The sequence below is a fragment of the Stenotrophomonas sp. STEN038 genome (assembly GCF_056759895.1).
On record NZ_JBRRDW010000008.1, the window covers coordinates 17,011 to 35,282 of the forward strand.

At 63.1% G+C, this 18,272-nt stretch carries 17 protein-coding genes; 5 read left to right on the forward strand and 12 right to left on the reverse strand.

Features of this window, described 5'->3' with window-relative positions:
- Positions 1–8: 8 nt before the first annotated feature.
- From fliM to fliP, 4 genes are all read left to right on the forward strand, one after another.
- The gene (fliM, locus tag ACVOLS_RS04920) at positions 9–1,025 is read left to right on the forward strand and encodes a flagellar motor switch protein FliM (protein ID WP_481544709.1); all 1,017 of its coding nucleotides are present in this window, start codon (positions 9–11) and stop codon (positions 1,023–1,025) included.
- Positions 1,018–1,365 carry a flagellar motor switch protein FliN gene (fliN, locus tag ACVOLS_RS04925; RefSeq protein ID WP_481544710.1) on the forward strand — a complete coding sequence of 116 codons (348 nt, stop codon included), beginning with the start codon at positions 1,018–1,020 and terminating at the stop codon, positions 1,363–1,365. The genes fliM and fliN overlap by 8 nt, the downstream gene beginning before the upstream one ends.
- A complete protein-coding gene (gene fliO / locus ACVOLS_RS04930) occupies positions 1,362–1,769 on the forward strand; it encodes a flagellar biosynthetic protein FliO (protein ID WP_481544711.1) in 408 nt (135 codons plus the stop codon). The genes fliN and fliO overlap by 4 nt, the downstream gene beginning before the upstream one ends.
- A 74-nt stretch (positions 1,770–1,843) precedes the next feature.
- Entirely contained in the window at positions 1,844–2,566 is a 723-nt protein-coding gene (gene fliP / locus ACVOLS_RS04935) for a flagellar type III secretion system pore protein FliP (RefSeq protein ID WP_481544774.1), read from the forward strand.
- A 49-nt stretch (positions 2,567–2,615) separates the two neighbouring features.
- Here fliP and ACVOLS_RS04940 read toward each other — a convergent pair whose 3' ends face one another.
- From ACVOLS_RS04940 to lexA, 4 genes are read right to left on the reverse strand one after another with little or no spacing between them, the layout of a single operon-like run.
- Positions 2,616–5,705 carry an error-prone DNA polymerase gene (locus ACVOLS_RS04940; protein WP_481544712.1) on the reverse strand — a complete coding sequence of 1,030 codons (3,090 nt, stop codon included), beginning with the start codon at positions 5,703–5,705 and terminating at the stop codon, positions 2,616–2,618.
- The gene (locus ACVOLS_RS04945) at positions 5,702–7,123 is read right to left on the reverse strand and encodes a Y-family DNA polymerase (protein ID WP_481544713.1); all 1,422 of its coding nucleotides are present in this window, start codon (positions 7,121–7,123) and stop codon (positions 5,702–5,704) included. Before ACVOLS_RS04945 ends, ACVOLS_RS04940 begins: the two co-directional genes overlap by 4 nt.
- 3 nt (positions 7,124–7,126) lie before the next feature.
- Positions 7,127–7,747: a translesion DNA synthesis-associated protein ImuA gene (imuA, locus tag ACVOLS_RS04950; protein WP_481544714.1), complete on the reverse strand. Its 621-nt coding sequence runs from the start codon at positions 7,745–7,747 to the stop codon at positions 7,127–7,129.
- Positions 7,747–8,355, reverse strand: a complete 609-nt coding sequence (gene lexA / locus ACVOLS_RS04955) for a transcriptional repressor LexA (protein WP_481544715.1) — start codon at positions 8,353–8,355, stop codon at positions 7,747–7,749. The genes imuA and lexA overlap by 1 nt, the downstream gene beginning before the upstream one ends.
- 120 nt (positions 8,356–8,475) lie before the next feature.
- On the opposite strand from lexA, the gene ACVOLS_RS04960 reads away from it, so the two are divergent.
- Positions 8,476–9,459, forward strand: a complete 984-nt coding sequence (locus tag ACVOLS_RS04960; protein ID WP_481544716.1) for a GGDEF domain-containing protein — start codon at positions 8,476–8,478, stop codon at positions 9,457–9,459.
- Between the two features lie 314 nt (positions 9,460–9,773).
- Here the strand turns inward: ACVOLS_RS04960 and ACVOLS_RS04965 are convergent, their stop codons facing one another.
- The 8 genes from ACVOLS_RS04965 to ACVOLS_RS05000 all read right to left on the reverse strand — a co-directional run bounded on the left by ACVOLS_RS04965 (position 9,774) and on the right by ACVOLS_RS05000 (position 18,258).
- Positions 9,774–10,472 (reverse strand): YiaD family glycine zipper/OmpA-like lipoprotein, encoded by a 699-nt coding sequence (locus ACVOLS_RS04965; RefSeq protein ID WP_481544717.1) that lies wholly within the window; start codon positions 10,470–10,472, stop codon positions 9,774–9,776.
- A gap of 137 nt (positions 10,473–10,609) precedes the next feature.
- On the reverse strand, positions 10,610–12,019 hold the full coding sequence (locus ACVOLS_RS04970; RefSeq protein WP_481544718.1) for a cryptochrome/photolyase family protein: 1,410 nt from the start codon (positions 12,017–12,019) through the stop codon (positions 10,610–10,612).
- Between the two features lie 14 nt (positions 12,020–12,033).
- Positions 12,034–13,464 carry a replicative DNA helicase gene (locus ACVOLS_RS04975; RefSeq protein WP_481511325.1) on the reverse strand — a complete coding sequence of 477 codons (1,431 nt, stop codon included), beginning with the start codon at positions 13,462–13,464 and terminating at the stop codon, positions 12,034–12,036.
- Positions 13,465–13,678: 214 nt separating this feature from the next.
- The gene (locus ACVOLS_RS04980; protein WP_481544719.1) at positions 13,679–14,236 is read right to left on the reverse strand and encodes an NADPH-dependent FMN reductase; all 558 of its coding nucleotides are present in this window, start codon (positions 14,234–14,236) and stop codon (positions 13,679–13,681) included.
- Between the two features lie 100 nt (positions 14,237–14,336).
- Positions 14,337–15,191: an EcsC family protein gene (locus ACVOLS_RS04985; protein ID WP_481544720.1), complete on the reverse strand. Its 855-nt coding sequence runs from the start codon at positions 15,189–15,191 to the stop codon at positions 14,337–14,339.
- A 2-nt stretch (positions 15,192–15,193) separates the two neighbouring features.
- Positions 15,194–15,769 carry an oligoribonuclease gene (gene orn, locus ACVOLS_RS04990; protein WP_481544721.1) on the reverse strand — a complete coding sequence of 192 codons (576 nt, stop codon included), beginning with the start codon at positions 15,767–15,769 and terminating at the stop codon, positions 15,194–15,196.
- A gap of 91 nt (positions 15,770–15,860) precedes the next feature.
- Positions 15,861–16,364, reverse strand: coding sequence for a tRNA adenosine(34) deaminase TadA (tadA, locus tag ACVOLS_RS04995; RefSeq protein WP_481544722.1), 504 nt, complete (start codon positions 16,362–16,364; stop codon positions 15,861–15,863).
- A 355-nt stretch (positions 16,365–16,719) separates the two neighbouring features.
- Positions 16,720–18,258: a sensor domain-containing diguanylate cyclase gene (locus ACVOLS_RS05000; protein ID WP_481544723.1), complete on the reverse strand. Its 1,539-nt coding sequence runs from the start codon at positions 18,256–18,258 to the stop codon at positions 16,720–16,722.
- Between the last annotated feature and the right edge of the window lie 14 nt (positions 18,259–18,272).

Sequence of the window (18,272 nt, forward strand, 5' to 3'; positions counted from 1 at the left end):
GCGCCACGATGAGCATCAACGACCTGCTGTCCCAAGACGAGATCGACGCCCTGTTGCATGGCGTCGATTCCGGCTCGGTCAACACCGCCGAGCCAGCGGCGGCACCTGGCGAAGCACGCTCGTACGACTTCGCCAGCCAGGACCGCATCATCCGTGGGCGCATGCCGACCCTGGAAATGGTCAATGAACGCTTTGCGCGCTTGTGGCGCATCGGCCTGTTCAACCTGATCCGGCGCTCGGCCGAGTTGTCGGTACGCGGTATCGAGTTGATCAAGTTCGGTGACTACCTGCATTCGCTGTATGTGCCGACGAACCTCAACCTGATCCGCTTCAAACCTTTGCGTGGTACCGGACTGATCGTATTCGAACCGACCTTGGTGTTCGCCATCGTCGACAACTTCTTTGGTGGTGACGGGCGCTACCCCACCCGCATCGAAGGCCGCGAATTCACCGCTACCGAAATGCGCGTGATCCAGCTGCTGCTGAAGCAGACCTTCACCGACCTGCGTGAAGCCTGGGGCCCGGTGATGAACGTCGATTTCGACTACATCAACTCCGAGATCAACCCGCACTTCGCCAACATCGTCAGCCCACGCGAATACGTGGTGGTCAGCCGCTTCCATGTCGAGCTCGACAGCGGCGGCGGCGACATCCACATCACCTTGCCGTACTCGATGCTGGAGCCGATCCGCGAACTGCTCGACGCCGGCATCCAGAGCGACCGCAACGACCGCGACGAGAGCTGGGCGGTGATGCTGCGCGAGCAGCTGGACACTGCTGAAGTCGAACTGTCCAGCGTACTGGCCAAGCGCCGGATGAGCCTGCGCGAGCTGACCCGGTTGAAGATCGGCGATGTGTTGCCGATCGAAATGCCCAAGCAGGTGCCGCTGTGCGTGGAAGGCATCCCGGTGTTCACCGGCGAGTTTGGTGTGTCCAACGAACGCAACGCCATCAAGATCACTGCAACCCATCCTCCGGGAAAGCGTCCCAGCGTTCCCGTGATTCAGGAAAACACCGATGAATGACAACCACTCCCCCGAAGCTGAAAACGCCGCTACGCCGGCACAGTTCAGCAACCTGCAGGCCGACAACGGCGTCAGCACCGATCTGGATCTGGACGTCATCCTCGACGTTCCGGTGACCTTGTCGCTGGAAGTAGGCCGCGCGCGCCTGCCAATCCGCAACCTGCTGCAGCTCAACCAGGGCTCGGTGGTGGAGCTGGAACGCGGTGCCGGCGAATCGCTGGACGTATTCGTCAATGGCACGCTGATCGCGCATGGCGAAGTCGTCGTCATCAATGATCGCTTCGGTGTGCGCCTGACCGATGTGGTCAGCCCCAGCGAGCGCATCCGGAGACTGCGTTGATCGCATTGCTCGCCTATGCCGCACCGGCCGCCAAGGCAGCCGCGCCGGTCGGCCAGCATGCGGCCAGTGCGCCCGGCCTGTTCGGCGCCTTCTTCACCTTGCTGCTGGTGCTGGGCCTGATCATCGGCCTGGGCTGGCTGCTCAAGCGCATGCCCGGCGGTAGCTTCCGACCGGCTGAAGGCTTGAAGGTGGTCGCCAGCATCAATGTCGGCGCCAAGGAACGCGTGGTGGTGGTCGACGTCAATGGCCAGCAGCTGCTGCTGGGCATTACCGCCGGCGGCATCAGCACCTTGCACCAGCTGCCCGAGCCACTGCCGCAGACGCCCGCACCGGCCCTGCCCAATCTCAAACAATTACCGAATTTCGCCCAGCTGCTGGCACAGAAGCTGCGCAAGGAACCCTGATGATGTCGGGCCAACGCTTTTACTCACACGGCTTCAACTCACGTACGTTTTGGCAGCTGCTGGTCGTGTTGGCAATGCTGGCATTGCCGCTGTTTGCCTGGGCCGCACCCGGCCCGCAGGTACCGGCACTGCCGGATGTAAACGTCGGCAAGATCGGCGGTGCGCCGGTCAGCCTGCCGTTGCAGACCTTGTTGTTGATGACGGCAATCACCTTGCTGCCATCGATGCTGCTGGTGCTCACCGCCTTCACCCGCGTGATCATCGTGCTCGGCCTGCTGCGGCAGGCACTTGGCACCGGTCAGACCCCGTCCAACCAGATCCTGCTTGGTCTGGCCCTGTTCCTGACCGCGATGATCATGATGCCGGTCTGGGACAAGTCGTGGTCCACCGGCATGGCGCCTTACCTCGATGGCAAGATCGACTTCCAGACCGCCTGGCAGCTGACTACCGCGCCACTGCGCGCCTTCATGCTGGCGCAGGTACGCGAGACCGACCTGATGACCTTTGCCGGCCTGGCCGGACAAGGCCCGTATGCCAGCCCGGATGCAATTCCGTTCCCGGTACTGGTTGCCTCCTTCGTCACCAGCGAACTGAAGACCGCGTTTGAAATCGGCTTCCTGATCTTCATCCCGTTCGTCATCATCGACCTGGTCGTATCCAGCGTACTGATGTCGATGGGCATGATGATGCTGTCACCGATGCTGGTCTCAGCACCGTTCAAGATCTTGCTGTTCGTGTTGGTGGATGGCTGGGTGCTGGTGGTGGGGACTTTGGCAGCCAGCTTCAACGCGGTGTGATCCCGCACTGAGCGCAGGACATATCCCCTGCGCTGTGTTTCGCACCGGTTCAATGGAAGTCGCGGCTGCGTACGTCCAGGCTGCCCAACAGCGGCGACAGATCATCCAGGCGGCGTGCGATCAGATGACGCACGCCGTTTTCGGCTTCCAGCCGTCCACTGACCTGCAGCAGCCGTGATTCCAGGAACACCTGCCGCTGCCGCTCGGCCAGCTGCCGCCAAACCACCACATTGATCTGGCCGAACTCATCTTCCAGCGTGATGAAGGTGACGCCGCTGGCGGTTGCCGGCCGCTGCCGGCCGCGCACCAGACCGGCCACCAGCACATTGCCGGTGCTGCGCATGTTTTCCAGATCCTTGGAACTGCGGCAGCGGCGCGCGCTCAGCTGTCGCCGCAAGCGGGCCAGTGGATGCAGCTCCAGCGTGGTTCCCAACAAGGCGTAGTCCGCGTTCATATCCTCGCCGACGCTGGGCATCGGCAAGGCGACATCAACCTCGGCGGTCGCCGGCTGATCATCGAACAGCGGCCGCTGGTCTTCGACGCCGGCAATCGCCCAGCGCGCCCGATGCCGGTTACCGACCATCCCGCGCAACGCCCCTGCATCTGCCAGCAAGGCCCTTGCACGCGCATCCAGATCGGCCCGCCGGCACAGGTCGGCGATATCGGCAAACACGGCCTGCGCCCTCGCCTGTTCGATCCGCAATGCGTCCTCGGCATTGAAGCCGCGTACCAGGCAAAAGCCCAGGCGGATCGCCAGTCGCTCATTGTCGCGCTCCCATTCCAGCGAGCACTCCCATCCGCTGTAACGCACATCCAGCGGCCGCGTCGCTACGCCGTGCCGGCGCACATCCTGCAACAACTGATCCGGGCTGTAGAAACCCATCGGCTGGCTGTTGAGCAGTGCACAGGTGAACTCGGCAGGATGGTGGCATTTCAACCAGCTGCTGGCATAGGCGATCAACGCGAAACTGGCCGCATGGCTTTCCGGAAAACCATAGCTGCCGAAACCTTTGATCTGCTCGAAGATACGCTCGGCGAACGCCAGCGGATAGCCGCGCTCCAGCATGCCTTCGGTGAGCTTCAACCGATGCGGCTCCAGCCCGCCGTGGCGCTTCCAAGCTGCCATCGAACGACGCAGACCATCGGCTTCGCTGGCGTTGTAGCCCGCTGCCACCATCGCGATCTGCATCACCTGTTCCTGGAACAGCGGCACGCCCAGCGTACGTTTAAGCACTTCCTTCAGGGCTTCGGAGGGATAGTTGATCAACTCCTCACCGGTACGGCGGCGCAGATACGGGTGCACCATGTCGCCCTGGATAGGACCAGGACGGACGATGGCCACTTCAACCACCAGGTCGTAGAACGTCTGCGGCCGCAGCCGCGGCAGCATCGCCATCTGCGCACGCGATTCGATCTGGAACACACCGATGGTATCGGCGCGACTGATCATCGCGTAGGTTTTCTTGTCTTCCTGAGGGATCGTCGCCAAGGTGAAATGCAGGCCGCGATAACGCTCGATCAGATCGAAACAACGGCGCACCGCAGTGAGCATGCCCAGCGCCAATACGTCGACTTTCATCAGGCCCAGCGTTTCAAGATCATCCTTGTCCCACTGGATCACGGTGCGCGCCTCCATCGCCGCATTTTCCACCGGCACCATGCTGTGCAGGGCGCGCTCGGAAATGACGAAGCCGCCCGGATGCTGGGACAGGTAATGTGGGAAGTCGATCAACTCATTGGCTAGTATCAGGATGCGGCGCAGCAGCGGGCTATCCGGGTCGAAACCATGCTCGCGCAGGCGCTCCTCCTCTGGAATGCTGTCCGACCAATGGCCGACGCAGGAAGTCAGCTGGGTGATCACGTCACCGGGCATGCCCAGTACCCGCGCCACATCACGCAGGGCACCACGCCCGCCGTATTGCGTGGCGACGGCAGCCAAGGCAGCGCGCTCACGGCCATAGCGCGAAAACACGTACTGGATGACTTCCTCGCGTCGTTCGTGCTCGAAGTCAACGTCGATATCCGGCGGCTCATCGCGGTCGTCCGAAATGAAGCGCTCAAACAATAGATGGCTGTGCGAAGGATCCAGCTCGGTAATACCAAGCACGAAGCACACCACCGAATTGGCGGCCGACCCGCGGCCCTGGCAGAGGATGCCGATGCTGCGTGCATAGGCCACCAGATCATGCACGGTGAGGAAGTACGAGGCGTACTTTTTCTTGGCGATCAGGCCCAGTTCCTTTTCGATCAAGGCCTGCGCCTGCGGCGGGGTTCCATCCGGCCAACGCTTGCCTGCACCACGCGTCACCAGCTCCGCCAGCCAGCACTGCGCGGTGTAACCGGCGGGCACCACCTCGCTGGGATACAGATAGTTGACGGCTTCTTTCAGATCAAACCCGGCGCAGCGTTCGGCGATGCACAGCGTCTGCTGCAACAACTCGGCTGGATAGATCGCCTGCAACGCCTGCAGCGGACGCAGATGCCGCTCACCGTTGGCGAACAACCGCTGCCCGGCCTCGGCAACGGTGACGCGGTGGCGGATGGCCGTCATCACATCCTGCAATGCCCGGCGTCCACGCGCATGCATATGCACGTCGCTAGCGGCCACCAATGGCAGCTGCAGCTGTGCGCCCAGCACCTGCAGCTGCTGCAGACGCGCGTCATCATCGGCACCGTGGTGCAGTTCCACCGCAATCCAGCAGCGCTGCGGGAACCATTCCCGCAACTGCATGCCCTCGGCAGGTTCTGGTTGTGCCGCAGGCAGCCACAAGGCCAGCAGGCCGCTGCGATCAATCGCCGCCAGGTCCTCGGCCAACAGCCGGTACTCGCCCTTTTCCGCGCGCCGCCTTGCCTGGGTTATCAGCCAGCACAGCGCTTGGTAGCCTGCGGAGTCTTCCACCAGCAGGACCAGCTTGGCGCCGTTTTCCAGTTGAATTTCGCTGCCGACAATCAACTGCAAACCGGTTTCCCTGGACGCGCGCCAGGCGCGCACGATGCCGGCCAGCGTGCATTCGTCGGTGATCGCCAGTGCCTGGTAACCATGCGCCTTGGCCCGCGCGAACAATTCATCCGCAGTCGATGCGCCGCGCTGGAAACTGAAAGCGGACAGGCAATGCAGTTCGGCATAAGTGGTATTCATGCGAACCAGCCCTGCAGCATGAAGCCACCCTCGCCGCCCACCTCGCGCCAGGCCCAGGCCTGCTGGCCGAAGCGGGTACTGACCCGGTAGTAATCACGGCGTACGTCATCACCATCCCACCAACCACTCTCGATCCGTTCCGGCGCCGACAGCAACTCCGGGCTTGCTCCCGGCCAAGGCTGCGGCGTGCGCAGCAACCAACCGGGACGTACTGGCGACGGCGAGCTGTTGGTTGTTGAACCTGCAGCTGGGGCAACCTCGCCACGCCAGGCATATTCCGGACGGTGGTCGGCATGGACGCGCAGGCCGTGCACGGATTGATCGCCAAGGCGGGCACGCAGGCGTTCGCGCAGTTGTTCCCACGGCATGCTCTGCTGCGGACGGGTATCGAACAGCTCGCGGTGCTCTGGCACAAAGGCCGGCAACTGATCGGCGCGCAGGCCGAACTGACGCACAGGCGCCGGTATCTTGGCCTGCTCCAGACGGCTGCGGGCAATCTCGAACAACAGGCTGGCATCGCGCTCCGCGGCCAGCAGGCCGATCTCCAAGGTGGTGGGCGGCCGATCCTCGTGCTCCAGCAACAGCGCAAAACGCTGCACGCTGCCGTCGCGGCCGGCAAGAAATGCGGCAAGGTCCGAGGTCAGGCGCCGCAACGGGAATAGCAGGGCCTGCGAGGATTCCACCTCGTAGCCGAGTTCGATGCGCAGCTCGAACACATCCGGCGGCTGATACGGCTGCAATACGAAGGCGCGCTCGCCAAGCAAGGCATCCAGCTGTCGCAGCACATCCGGCGCAAAGCGCCGGTTGATGCTTGCCCGTGGCAGGCCCTGCAACTGTTTGACGGTGCGGATACCCATGCGCGCGAATGCCGCCGAAGCACTGGCACCAAACCCCGCACGCGCCACCGGCAGCTGCCCGAGCAATGCGGCCAAGCCAGCCTCATCCACGCTCAAACCATCACGCGCATTGGCCAGTGCGCGTGCAGCCACCGGATTGGGCGCCAAGGCGATGCGGTGACGGAAGCCCAAGGCGTCCAGCTCCTGCCGCAGACGCGCCTCGAACTTCGGCCATGGCCCGAACAGCGCCAGGCTGTGCTCGATTTCGATGATCAGCGACTGCGCATACTGCAGGCTTACCTGCGAACTGAATTGATAGGCCCAGGCCGCAAGAAACCGATGCCACTCCGACTGCGCGTCAGGCTCGTAGGGGTGTATTTCAAACCCGGTCGCCAATGCCTGTGCCGTCACCAGCGATTGCCCTGCCTTCAGCCCCAGCGCCGCCGCCGCCGGATTGACCGCATGCAGCACCCGCCGCTGGCTGGGCCCACTGATCAAAACCCGCGCCGCGTCCGGCTCGGCGCAGCCACGCAGCACGCCGTCCATGGCCAGATGCGGCAATAGAATGCAGGCCCAGCGCATGGCTTACTGCTCCCGGGCAAAAGGCAACGGACGTGACGGCACCATGCCACCACGACACTTCAACACCCGCAGCTGCGCCGGCTGCGCGTCGATGGCGATACGCAAGGCAGCTGGCGAAGGATTTCTGGCCGCCTGCAACGGCCGGCTGGCAAAACCCAGCGTCTGCCCTGATTCGGCAGCAACCTGCAGCCGTCGCAAGGCCTTGTCCTCGGCCATCTGCGGCCAGCACAGCACGGCACCGCAGCTGCCCGAACGCAGGCATTGCTCAGTAGCCCACAGCGCATCACGTTGATCATTGGCCTGCACCACCTGCAACTGGCGCAGGTCGATACCCGCCGCCTGCCAGGCCGGCGCATAGGGAATATGTGGCGGTGCCACCAGCACCACGCGCTCGCCAGCCTGGGTCAAACGCGCCAACGAAGGCCACAGCAGCCGCAGCTCACCCACGCCTTCTGCCGGCAACAGGATCTCGCTCAGCGCCGACTCCGGCCAACCACCGGTAGGCAGCACATCGTCCAATTGCGCATAGCCCGTTGGCTGACGGCTGGCCGGCAGTGGCGCAGGCCGGCCACGCCAGACCCGGCGTTCGTGCAGCAGGTTGTCGAGGGCAACAACCGCGCCCATCAGCCGCGCCGGACCAGACCACAGAACACGCCCTCGATGGCGAAGTCCTGATCGTGCTGCACTTCAATCGGCGCATAGGCCGGGTTGCGCGGCAGCAGCCGCAGCCTTGTACCACTGCGCGAAAGCCGCTTGATGGTCAACTCACCGTCCAGCCGCGCCACCACCGTCTGTCCATTGCGCGCATCACTGCTGCGCCGGACCCCGACCAGATCACCGTCGAAAATGCCGTCGTCGATCATCGAATCGCCTTGCACGCGCAGCAGGTAATCCGGGCGCGCGGCAAACAGCCGTTCGTCCAGTGCCAAGGTGTCGGCGAGCTCTGCGTCAGCACCGATCGGCGCACCCGCCGCGACCCGCCCAAGCACGGGCACCTGCAACAGCTCCGTCCGTGGGATATGCCCCGCCGGGCGAATCCCGCGGGCCTGACCCGCAGCCACCTCGATCAGGCCAGCCTCGCTCAAGGCCAATACATGCTTGCGAGCTGCCCCGCGCGATGCGAGCCCACAGGCAGCCGCGATCTCGGCCAACGAGGGCGCCTGCCCGTGCCCAGTCACCTGGTCACGGATGTAGCGAAGGATGGCAGCACGGCGGGGGCTGAGGTCAGTCATGGAGTACATTTGTACTCCATCTGCACAAAGCCCGCCAGAGGCTAAGCACCGCTATTCAGGTGAATGCGGAAAACACATTGCTGCTGCTATCTTTCGCGCCATATGGACCGGAAAGCTTCCATGAAGTCATACCCGTCCCTCCCGCAGGCATTGCGCAGCGTGCCGCTGCGTACCATTGCTCCGGTCACCATGCTGGCTTTGTTGTTCTTCGCGATCTGGCTGTGGTTTGACGGACAACGCATTGCTGCCGGAGTCAGCTGTCTGTTGTCGGCGCTGGCCCTGCTGGCCACTGTATGGATCCATCAGCGCAAGCCCCGGTTGGAACTGGGTGGCGTATTGTTATGCGTGGCGACGGTGGGCGGCTGCCTGCTCTCTGCCCAGCAGTTGGGCAACGACGCTTTGCCATGGTCCTATCTGGCCTTGATGTCCAACTTCTTCATCGTCCGCAACCAGATTGCCACCCCACTCAACCTGATGTTGGTTGCCGGCCTGTTGCTGATGCCAGACCTGCTGCTGGGGCACTCCGCGCAGTTGCAGGCACTGATCGTCATCGTGCTGGTGTTCGGTTTTGGCTACCACTTCTCCCACCGCCTGCAAGGCGACCGCACGCGACTGGAAATGTTGGCATCGCTGGATGCACTGACGGGGGTGCCCAATCGGCGTGCGCTGGAAAAATCCTTGCAAGCGCATATTGATGGCGTCCGCGATGAACGCTACCGGCAAGGTCTGGTGGTGATCGACATCGATAATTTCAAGGAGGTCAACGACCACTACGGCCATGCTGCCGGGGATGCCGCCCTGTCCGACCTGGCTGCAATCCTGCGTTTTGAACTGCGTGAAAACGACCAGGTATTTCGCTTTGGCGGCGAGGAATTCGTGATTCTTGCTGATACCGGCAGCCATGAAGCCTTGGCAAGCTTCACCGAGCGGCTGCGCAAGGCGGTGTATGAATCGCTGCGCGGACCCGGCGGTCGCATCACCATCTCAGCCGGGGCGGCAATGTATGCCGGCGAGCAACGCTGGCAGGACTGGTTCGCGCGCGCCGATGCCGCCTTGTATGAAGCCAAGGGCAAAGGCCGCAACAGCGTGGTGGTGACGGAGTAGCTTTGGCTTTGGCTTTGGCTTTGCCCCCTCCCTTGCGCCGCAGGCGTAGGGGTGGGTTGGGGAGGGGTAGCTTTTGCTTCGGCTGTTGCTCTGCTCTAGCCTCAGCTTTGGCTGTTGCCCTTGCTCCCTTCTCCCGCCCACGGGAGAAGGTGGTGCACAGCACCGGATGAGGGGAGCTTTTCCGCTTGATCGCGCAGGGCGCCCTCACCTGCCCTCTGGGCATCCTCTCCCGCCAGCGGGAGAGGCGACTGCAACAGCAAACGAAAGGGCCGCTTGCGCGGCCCTTTCTGTACAGCATCAAGCAACTGTTTCGATCACGAACGCAGCGGGATCACCCGGATCTCGACGCGGCGGTTCTGCGCGCGGCCAGCATCGGTGCTGTTGTCGGCAATCGGATAGGCCTTGCCTGCGCCCAGGGTTTCAATGCGCTCGCGCTGCACGCCCTGTGCAGTCAGGTAGGCAGCTACCGCATCCGCACGCTCCTTGGAAATGCGGTTGTTCACCGCATCGGTACCGATGCTGTCGGTGTGCCCGACCACTTCGATCATGGTCTGGTTGTATTCGCTCAAGGTGCTGGCAACGCCATTGAGCGCACCGTAGAACTGAGGCTTCAGCGTGGTTTTGTTGAAATCGAAGGTGATGCCGTCGGGCAGGCTCAAGGTGATGTTGTCACCTTCGCGCTGCACGTCGATACCGGTATTGGCAGTGCGCTCACGCAGTGCACGCTCCTGACGGTCCTGGTAGTTGCCAACCGCAGCACCGCCGAGTGCGCCGATACCGGCGCCGACCATTGCGCGCTGGCGACGTTCGGTGGCGTTGCCGCCGCTGAGCAGGCCTGCAGCAACACCGATGGCCGAGCCGATCAAGGCGCCCTTGCCGGTCTTGTTCTGCTGCTGGGTCTGATTGCCGTACTGGTCCTGCTGCACATACGAGCCACCGGTAGCACAGGCCGAGAGGACGGCTGCCGCCACCAAGCCAATGGAAAGATTACGAACAACAGTAAGGGTGGTCATCTGAGTCTCCTGATAGGCCGGACTGGCCAGCGTGGATTTGCCGGGCAAGCATAAACATCGCGATGCACAACCTGCGTGAGTCGATACCTTCGTTACAGGTATCCATTCATCTAACTGTCTTGCACGTTAAGCCCGTGTCAGCGACACCGCTGGTACGCGGCCAAGGCCTCATCGCGGCCCTTGGCCAGGTCGACCAAAGGCTGCGTCGGATAGCTTGGCGCAAGCTCGGCCAGCAGCTGTGGGAACTGCCAGGGTGCGAACCGCGCCTTCACCGGCAGTGCAGCCAGCTCGGGGACCCAGCGGCTGATGTAGCGCGCGTTCGGATCAAACTTCTGCGCCTGCGTCACCGGATTGAACACACGGAAATACGGCGCGGCATCCGCACCGGTACCCGCGATCCACTGCCAGCCCATGCTGTTGTTCGCCAGATCGGCATCCACCAGCGTGTCCCAGAACCAGCGTGCACCCTCCTTCCAGTGCATGCGCATGTGCTTGCACAGGAAGCTGCCCGCCAGCATCCGCACGCGGTTGTGCATGTAACCCGTCGCCCACAACTCACGCATGCCGGCATCGATGATGGGAATACCGGTGCGGCCCTGTTGCCAGGCCGCCAGCATCTCCGGCTGCGCCGGTTCCCAGGCAAAACGTTCAAAGCGCGGATTGAGGTTGACGTCACTGGTCTGCGGGAAGTGATGCAGCAGATGCCAGGAGAACTCACGCCAACCCAGCTGGCGGATATAGCCATCAATGTCGGCATCACGGCCGGCGCTGCGCATGCCTTCCAGCGTATGGGCGATACGCCACGGCGCGATCTCGCCGAAATGCAGGTGTGGCGACAACAGCGACGTACCCGTGCGGTCCGGCAGATCACGCTGCTCGCGGTAGCCATTGAGCGCACCGTCGCCGAATACTTCCAGCGCTTCCTGTGCACCTGCCTCACCGGGCTGCCAGTGCTCCCAGAAACCTGCATCCCAACCGAGTCGCGGCTCCAGCGCAAGCGCCTGCAAGGGCAGGCCCGCCAGCTTCACCGGACTCAGCGTGCGTGGTGCTTCGGACAGCTCAGCCAGCCGCCACCGGGTCAGCGCGTTGCGCCAGAACGGCGTGAATACCTTGTACGGGCCACCTTGCAGCGTGGCCAGTTCCCAGGGCTCGAACAGTAAATAGCCGTTGTGGCTTTCCACCTGCAGGCCCTGCTCGCGCAGGCCGCGCTTGATGGCTGCATCACGCGGCTGCGTGGCCGGTTCGTACTTACGATTCCAGTAGACCGCTTCAGCGCCGCTCTCGGCAATCAACGCCTGCAGCTGCACCATGCTGTCGCCTCTGCGCAGCACCAGCGCCGAACCGATTGCACGCAGCTGCGCATCCAGATGCTGCAGCGAACGATGCAGCCATGCATCGGAGGCCGCGCCCGGCGCCCAAGCGCCCTCTTCCTGCGGCGCATGGATGTAGACCGGCACGATTTCATGACCGGCTTCGATCGCGGCCTGCAATGCCGGGTTGTCACGCAGCCGCAGGTCGCGACGGAACCAGACAATGGCGGTGGACATGCAGCAGCTCCCGCTTATTCGAACGAACCCACCGAATCGTGGCTCAGGTTGTCAAAGCGGGTGTATTCGCCGAAGAACTTCAATTTGCACGAACCGGTGGGACCACCACGGTGCTTGCCGATGATGATCTCGGCCAGGCCTTTGTCCGGCGAATTTTCCTTGTTGTAGTAATCGTCGCGGTAGATGAAGACGATCATGTCCGCATCCTGCTCGATAGCGCCGGATTCGCGAAGGTCGGCCATCACCGGGCGCTTGTCGGTACGGGTTTCCAAGGAGCGGTTGAGCTGTGACAACGCAATCACCGGCACGTGCAGTTCCTTGGCCAGGCCCTTGAGCGAACGCGAGATCTCCGAGATTTCGGTCGCGCGGTTTTCGCTGTTGCCCGGCACGCTCATCAGCTGCAGGTAGTCGATCACGATCAAGCCCAGATCGTGCTCGCGCTTGAGCCGGCGGCACTTGGAACGCAGGATTTCCGGCGACACGCCCGGCGTATCGTCGATGAAGATCTTGGTTTCCTTCAGCATGCGGATGGCGCCGGTGACGCGGCTCCAGTCCTCATCCTCCAGCTGGCCGGTACGCAGGCGCTGCGCGTTGATGCGGCCGTTGGAAGAGATCAGACGCATCGCCAACTGCGATGCGGACATTTCCATCGAGAACACCGCCACGCCCTTCTTCGACTTGATCGCCGCGTACTCGGCGATGTTCAAGGCGAAGGTGGTCTTGCCCATGGCCGGACGCGCGGCCAGGATGATCAGATCGGTCGGCTGCAGGCCGGCGGTCATCGCATCGAAGTCGTTGTAACCGGTCGGCAGACCGGTGATGTTGCCGCCGTTCTCGAAGCGGTTACGCAGCTCCTCGAAAGCGTCCTTCAATGCGCCCGGCATGGCAACGAAGTCGGTACGCCCGCGAGCGCCCTGCTCGGCAATGGCGAACACCGACTTTTCGGCGGTCTGCAACAGCTCGGAGCTGTCGCGCCCTTCCGGCTGGAAGCCGTCGTTGACGATGTCGGTGCCGACCTGGATCAACTGCCGCAGCACCGCCTTGTCGCGCACGATCTCGGCATAGGCGCTGATGTTGGCCGCCGACGGCGTGGTGCTGGCCAGTTCGATCAGGTAGGCGCCATCGCCAACCATGTCCAGCTTGCCCTGCGACTCGAACCATTCACCCAGGGTCACCGCATCGAACGGGCGATCGCGCTCGGACAGCTCGCGGATCGCGCGGTAGATAAGCTGGTGGTCGCGCCGGTAGAAGTCCTTGTCGGTCAGCGCCTCGTTGACGCGGTCATAGGCCTCCGGCGCCAGCATCAGGCCACCCAGCACGGCCTGCTCGGCTTCCACCGAATGAGGGGGCACGCGCAAGGCGTCGATGCGCTGATCGCTGCGATCGGAGCGGTCATTGCGGTCACCGCGATCGCGGTCGGAACGGAAACCAGTACGGGCGGACATGAAAAGCGTTATTCCTGCAATAAGGCCGTGCGGCCATGGTAGGTGGGCATCGCCCACCGGGATACGTACAAGTCTGTGGATAACCTGTCTACAACCCAAGCCTGCAAGGGCTGCGGGTTGGGCTGGCATACAGAAACAAGAACCCGGTGCCGTTGCAGCACCGGGTGCGGATTATCGCATGAGCAGCATCAGCGCCGCCCTGCCGACTGGGGCCTCAGGCGTGCTGCTGGCGCTCGATCCAGGCCAGGAACTTGTCGACGAAGCCCTGCAGGAACTTGCTGATGCCTTCGTTGGTGATGCTGCCATCAGCCTCGATCAGCCCGTCCTTGAAGTGCAGGAAGGCCTCCGGCTGCGGCATCACCGCCAGATCGACGAACACCAGTACATTGCGCAGATGCTGCTGGGCCAAGGCGCTGCCGATGGCACCGATGGAGGTACCAACCACCGCTGCCGGTTTGCCGGCAAAGGCGTTGTCGCCGTATGGGCGCGAGGCCGTGTCGATAGCGTTCTTCAACACCCCGGGAATCGAACGGTTGTATTCAGGAGTGACGAACAGCACCGCGTCAGCGGCGCGCACCTGGTTCTTCATGCGCGTGCCCTGCGCCGGGAACTGGCTATCGTGATCCTGGTTGTAGAGCGGGATGTCACCGATCTGGATGTAGTCAAACTTGACCCGATCACCGCCCAGCTTCTCCAACGCCAGTGCCAGCCGTCGATTGATCGATTCCTTGCGCAGACTGCCGACGAAAACCGCGATCTTGTACTGGCTCATGACCACCTCGCTCCGTAGGAAGGGCACAGGCTAGCCAGAATGGGCTTCGCAACAGGTGAAGGCAACGCCCTCGCACACTACCCGCGCAGGTAAGGCAGCATCAAAGACGCAGACGGCCGGTAATCCCGCCGTAGGCCAGCCTCACGGTATCGAAGCCATACTTCGACTCCAGCCGCTTGATGATGAAATGTCCGCGTGCCATGTCCTGGTAATAAGCGGTGAACATGGTGTTCAAGGTGGCGCCAGCCACCGCACCGATCACCGGTACCGCCTGCGCGACAAACTTCTCCGACACCACCACACCAAAACGGGCGGCGATCTTCTCGACGATCCTGGCCAGCCACTTGCCGGCTTCCTTCGGGCCCAGCCCTAGCAGTACGCCGTGGCTGCCGCTGATCGCGCTACCGGCCAACTCCGCCGACAGATGCCGCATCACCTCGGTGGTGAAGCCCCGCGCCAGGTAATAACCGGTCTCGCTGGCATCGTCCTGGCCGGAATTGCCGCCCAGCGCGAACACTTCCAGACAGGCCTGCCGGGTCGCCATCTCGTTCAGATCGAAACCTTCGCTACGGGCGACATCGGCCACCGCACGCATGATGATGGTGGTCGACAGTGGCAACTCGATCGCCAGCGCCGGCAGGCCACCTGCCCCACCCAGCGCACCGGACGCGGCCGCCGCTAGCTTGTGCAGGCGCGGTGATGCCGGCTTGCCGGGCTGCTTGTTGTCCATCGTCCACAGCGCCGTCTGCGCGGCCTTGTACAAGGCCGCCTCGGTGACGCCCTGGATGCGCGAGGACACCGCTGTCGGCAGCTTGCGGACCGCAAATTCCAGCGGCCCGCCAATCAGGTTGGCCATCTTGGCGGTGAGTGTCGGCGACTCCAGCAGACCTACCGCGCGTTCCAGATCGGCCAGATCCTGCGCGTTGTCCTGCAGACGAGGAACCAGGTCGCTCATGCTCAGCCAGCTTCCGGCAAACCCGCCAGCACGCCCATGAACTGCCGGTAGTGGCGCAGCTCGGCGATGGAATCGTGCACGTCACTCAGCGCAGTGTGGCTGGAGGTCTTGGTGACCCCGGCAGCAACCGCAGGCGACCAGCGCTTGGACAATTCCTTGATCGTCGATACATCCAGGTTGCGGTAATGGAAGTACTTCTCCAGCCGCGGCATCTGCCGGTGCAGGAAGCGCCGGTCCTGGCAGATCGAGTTGCCACACATCGGCGAGGCACCGGCCTTGATCCAGTCCTGCAGGAAGGCAATGGTCCTGGCTTCGGCCTGGCCCAGCGTGGTGCTGCTGTCCAGCACGCGCTGCCACAGGCCCGAGCGATGGTGCTGGTTGCGGTTCCACTCATCCATCGCTTCCAGCGTGGCCAGCGAGTGATTGATGGCGTACTCAGGACCTTCGGCCAACACATTGAGTTGGCCATCGGTAACGACGGTTGCGATCTCGATGATGGAGTCGTTGTCCGTATCCAGACCGGTCATCTCCAGATCAATCCAGATCAACCGATCATTGCCTGCGCTGTTGTCCGCCATGTGCTGCCTCGTGCTTGGGGCCGGCGATCAAGCGCCGCACGGCCGGAATATCCAAGCGCACATGATACCCCTGCCGAAGGTAGGGGCTGCGTCAAAGGTCGTCAGGGGTCAGCAGCGGGCGGCCACGCTTGGCCCTGAAGTAATTGGTCAGGCGCAGGCTGGCCTCTTGTGCCAGCACCCCGCCCTGCACCTGCACGCGATGGTTGTGGCGCGGGTCGGTGAGCAGATTGAACACGCTGCCGCAGGCGCCGGTCTTGGGATCGGTGGCGGCAAACACCACCCGCGCGACCCGCGCATGCACCAACGCCATCGCGCACATCGCGCAGGGCTCCAGCGTCACGTACAAGGTGCCGCCAACCAGCCGGTGATTGCCCAGCACCGTGCCGGCCTGGCGCATCGCCACGATCTCGGCATGCGCGCTAGGGTCATGGTTGGCGATGTTGAGGTTCCAACCCTCGCCCAGCAACGCACCATCGGCGCCCACCAGCACCGCACCGACTGGAATCTCGTCAAACTCGCGCTGCGCGCGATCGGCCAACGCCAGCGCGTGGCGCATCCACTGTTCGTCGCTGAGGGCTGGATCAATCTGGGACATGCAGGCAATACAGGAATGGAAGCGGCGCAAGGTTAACGCAGATGACTACCGGCTGCCGCCTTCCGGCCCGTCAGCCAAGCCGACTGAAGTGCCGATGCTTATTACAACAGCCAAGAAGGCGACGCGCGCGCAAGGCATCTATCTGTGGGGCCGCCGTAAGCCGCGAAGCTGACCTCGCCCAACCCTTCGCGCCAGTGTCATCTCATGACCCGCTTGCTTCGCGGTTTACACCGCCCCCCACAAGAATCGAATGCCCGCGGCCCAGCATCGAGTTCCGCGCACCACAAATGCATGAACGAACAACATTGCGGCCAACGCACGGCCTCGCCGCATCGTCTGAACAGACAACCCGGCTCTACGGGGGCGCAGCGTTCTCGCGCTGCCGAACCGAAACCCGGTTTCTCCCACTGCGCTTGGACGCATACAGCATTTCATCCGCCGCTTTCAGCACAGCTTCGATCTCGAAACTGCTCTGCGGCCAATTGGCCAGGCCCAGCGAAATGGTGATCGCGCCGACCTTGGCGATCTTCATCTCTTCCACCGCCACACGCAGACGCTCGGCTACCTGCCCCGCTGTTGCCAGGGTGGTGGAAGGCAGCAGGATCAGAAACTCCTCGCCGCCGACACGCAACGGCACGTCATAGGCGCGGCAGGCCTCTCGCATGCGCTGGGCGAGCAGCTGCAGGACCTGGTCACCGACGTCGTGGCCGTAACTGTCGTTGATCCGCTTGAAGTGATCGATATCGATCGAGATGACCGAGAACGTATCACCCTGACTCTCGAAATTCGCCAGCGCTTCATCCAGGCGACGGCGGTTGCCCAGCTTGGTCAAGGGATCGGTGGCGGTATCCTCGCGCAGCTTGCTGAAGCTTTTGTGGATGGCATCAACACCGATCAGCAAGGCCTTCTTGAGCTCGCGCGACTCGAAGTACCAGGACTTCACCGAGCGGATGTCTTTGGCCGAGGACGGGTCCTCCATGTTGCGAGCACCATCAGCCAACAAGCGCAGCGGACGCGAGATCAGCCGCGCGCTCCACAGGACCAGGATCAAGGTCAGCAGCGTCGCGGGCAGCGCCCGGTATAGCGTGCTCTGCATCAGCTGGGTCAATGGCGCGAGCGTGACCTCCTCGGGACGTTGGGCGACGATGCCCCAGCCGGTCGAGGCTACCGGCGCGTAGCCAGCCAGCATTTTCACGCCCTGTGAGTTCACCGCGCGCCCCTTGCCGGCCTGACCCGCCGCGACACGGTCCACCACCACGTTCTTGTCCACGAAATCACCGATCCGGTCTGGATTTGGGTGATAGATGATGCGTTTCTGCTTGTCGACCACGAACAGGTAGGACCCATCCACGTAGAAGTGCTGGCCGAGCAGACGGTCAAGGATGTTCTCCTTCTGCAGGTAGATCGCACCACCGACCGCGCCAAGATAGCGGCCGGACGGGGACACTATCGGGTGATTGATGAAGACAATGAAGTTGCCGGTCGCGGACTGGTACGGCGCACTGATCAACGGTCGCTTCTCCCGCAGCGCGGTCTTCACTGCCTCGCTGTTGAGTACCCGTCCCTGCAACCCCAAGGTTTCGGGAGAGGTCGCGAGCACCTTGCCGCCTGCGTCGAAGATGGTGATGGAGTTGAAGCTCTTGCTCATCATGCGCAGGCGTGCAGCTTCCTCCTCCAGTTGGGAGACGTCGTCCATTTTCATCGCGAGCAGCTGCGCGGTGTAGGCCAGCTGCAGCTGGGATGCCTGCAGGAAGTCCTCGGTGCTCTTTGCCAGCTTGTTGGCGTAGGCGTAGTTGCCATCCAGCGTCGTGTCCACCAGCTGCTGACGCTGCACGGTGTAGCCGGCATAGAACGTATTGGCGAACGGCACCAGTGCTCCGATCAACGTGAGCACCAAAATAAGTTTTC

Coding starts and splice junctions, on each gene's coding strand:
- fliM (WP_481544709.1), top strand. CDS start 9: ATGAGCATCAACGACCTGCTGTCCCAAGACGAGATCGACGCCCTGTTG.
- fliN (WP_481544710.1), top strand. CDS start 1,018: ATGAATGACAACCACTCCCCCGAAGCTGAAAACGCCGCTACGCCGGCA.
- fliP (WP_481544774.1), top strand. CDS start 1,844: ATGCTGGCATTGCCGCTGTTTGCCTGGGCCGCACCCGGCCCGCAGGTA.
- ACVOLS_RS04940 (WP_481544712.1), bottom strand. CDS start 5,705: ATGAATACCACTTATGCCGAACTGCATTGCCTGTCCGCTTTCAGTTTC.
- ACVOLS_RS04945 (WP_481544713.1), bottom strand. CDS start 7,123: ATGCGCTGGGCCTGCATTCTATTGCCGCATCTGGCCATGGACGGCGTG.
- imuA (WP_481544714.1), bottom strand. CDS start 7,747: ATGGGCGCGGTTGTTGCCCTCGACAACCTGCTGCACGAACGCCGGGTC.
- lexA (WP_481544715.1), bottom strand. CDS start 8,355: ATGACTGACCTCAGCCCCCGCCGTGCTGCCATCCTTCGCTACATCCGT.
- ACVOLS_RS04960 (WP_481544716.1), top strand. CDS start 8,476: ATGAAGTCATACCCGTCCCTCCCGCAGGCATTGCGCAGCGTGCCGCTG.
- ACVOLS_RS04965 (WP_481544717.1), bottom strand. CDS start 10,472: ATGACCACCCTTACTGTTGTTCGTAATCTTTCCATTGGCTTGGTGGCG.
- ACVOLS_RS04970 (WP_481544718.1), bottom strand. CDS start 12,019: ATGTCCACCGCCATTGTCTGGTTCCGTCGCGACCTGCGGCTGCGTGAC.
- ACVOLS_RS04975 (WP_481511325.1), bottom strand. CDS start 13,464: ATGTCCGCCCGTACTGGTTTCCGTTCCGACCGCGATCGCGGTGACCGC.
- ACVOLS_RS04980 (WP_481544719.1), bottom strand. CDS start 14,236: ATGAGCCAGTACAAGATCGCGGTTTTCGTCGGCAGTCTGCGCAAGGAA.
- ACVOLS_RS04985 (WP_481544720.1), bottom strand. CDS start 15,191: ATGAGCGACCTGGTTCCTCGTCTGCAGGACAACGCGCAGGATCTGGCC.
- orn (WP_481544721.1), bottom strand. CDS start 15,769: ATGGCGGACAACAGCGCAGGCAATGATCGGTTGATCTGGATTGATCTG.
- tadA (WP_481544722.1), bottom strand. CDS start 16,364: ATGTCCCAGATTGATCCAGCCCTCAGCGACGAACAGTGGATGCGCCAC.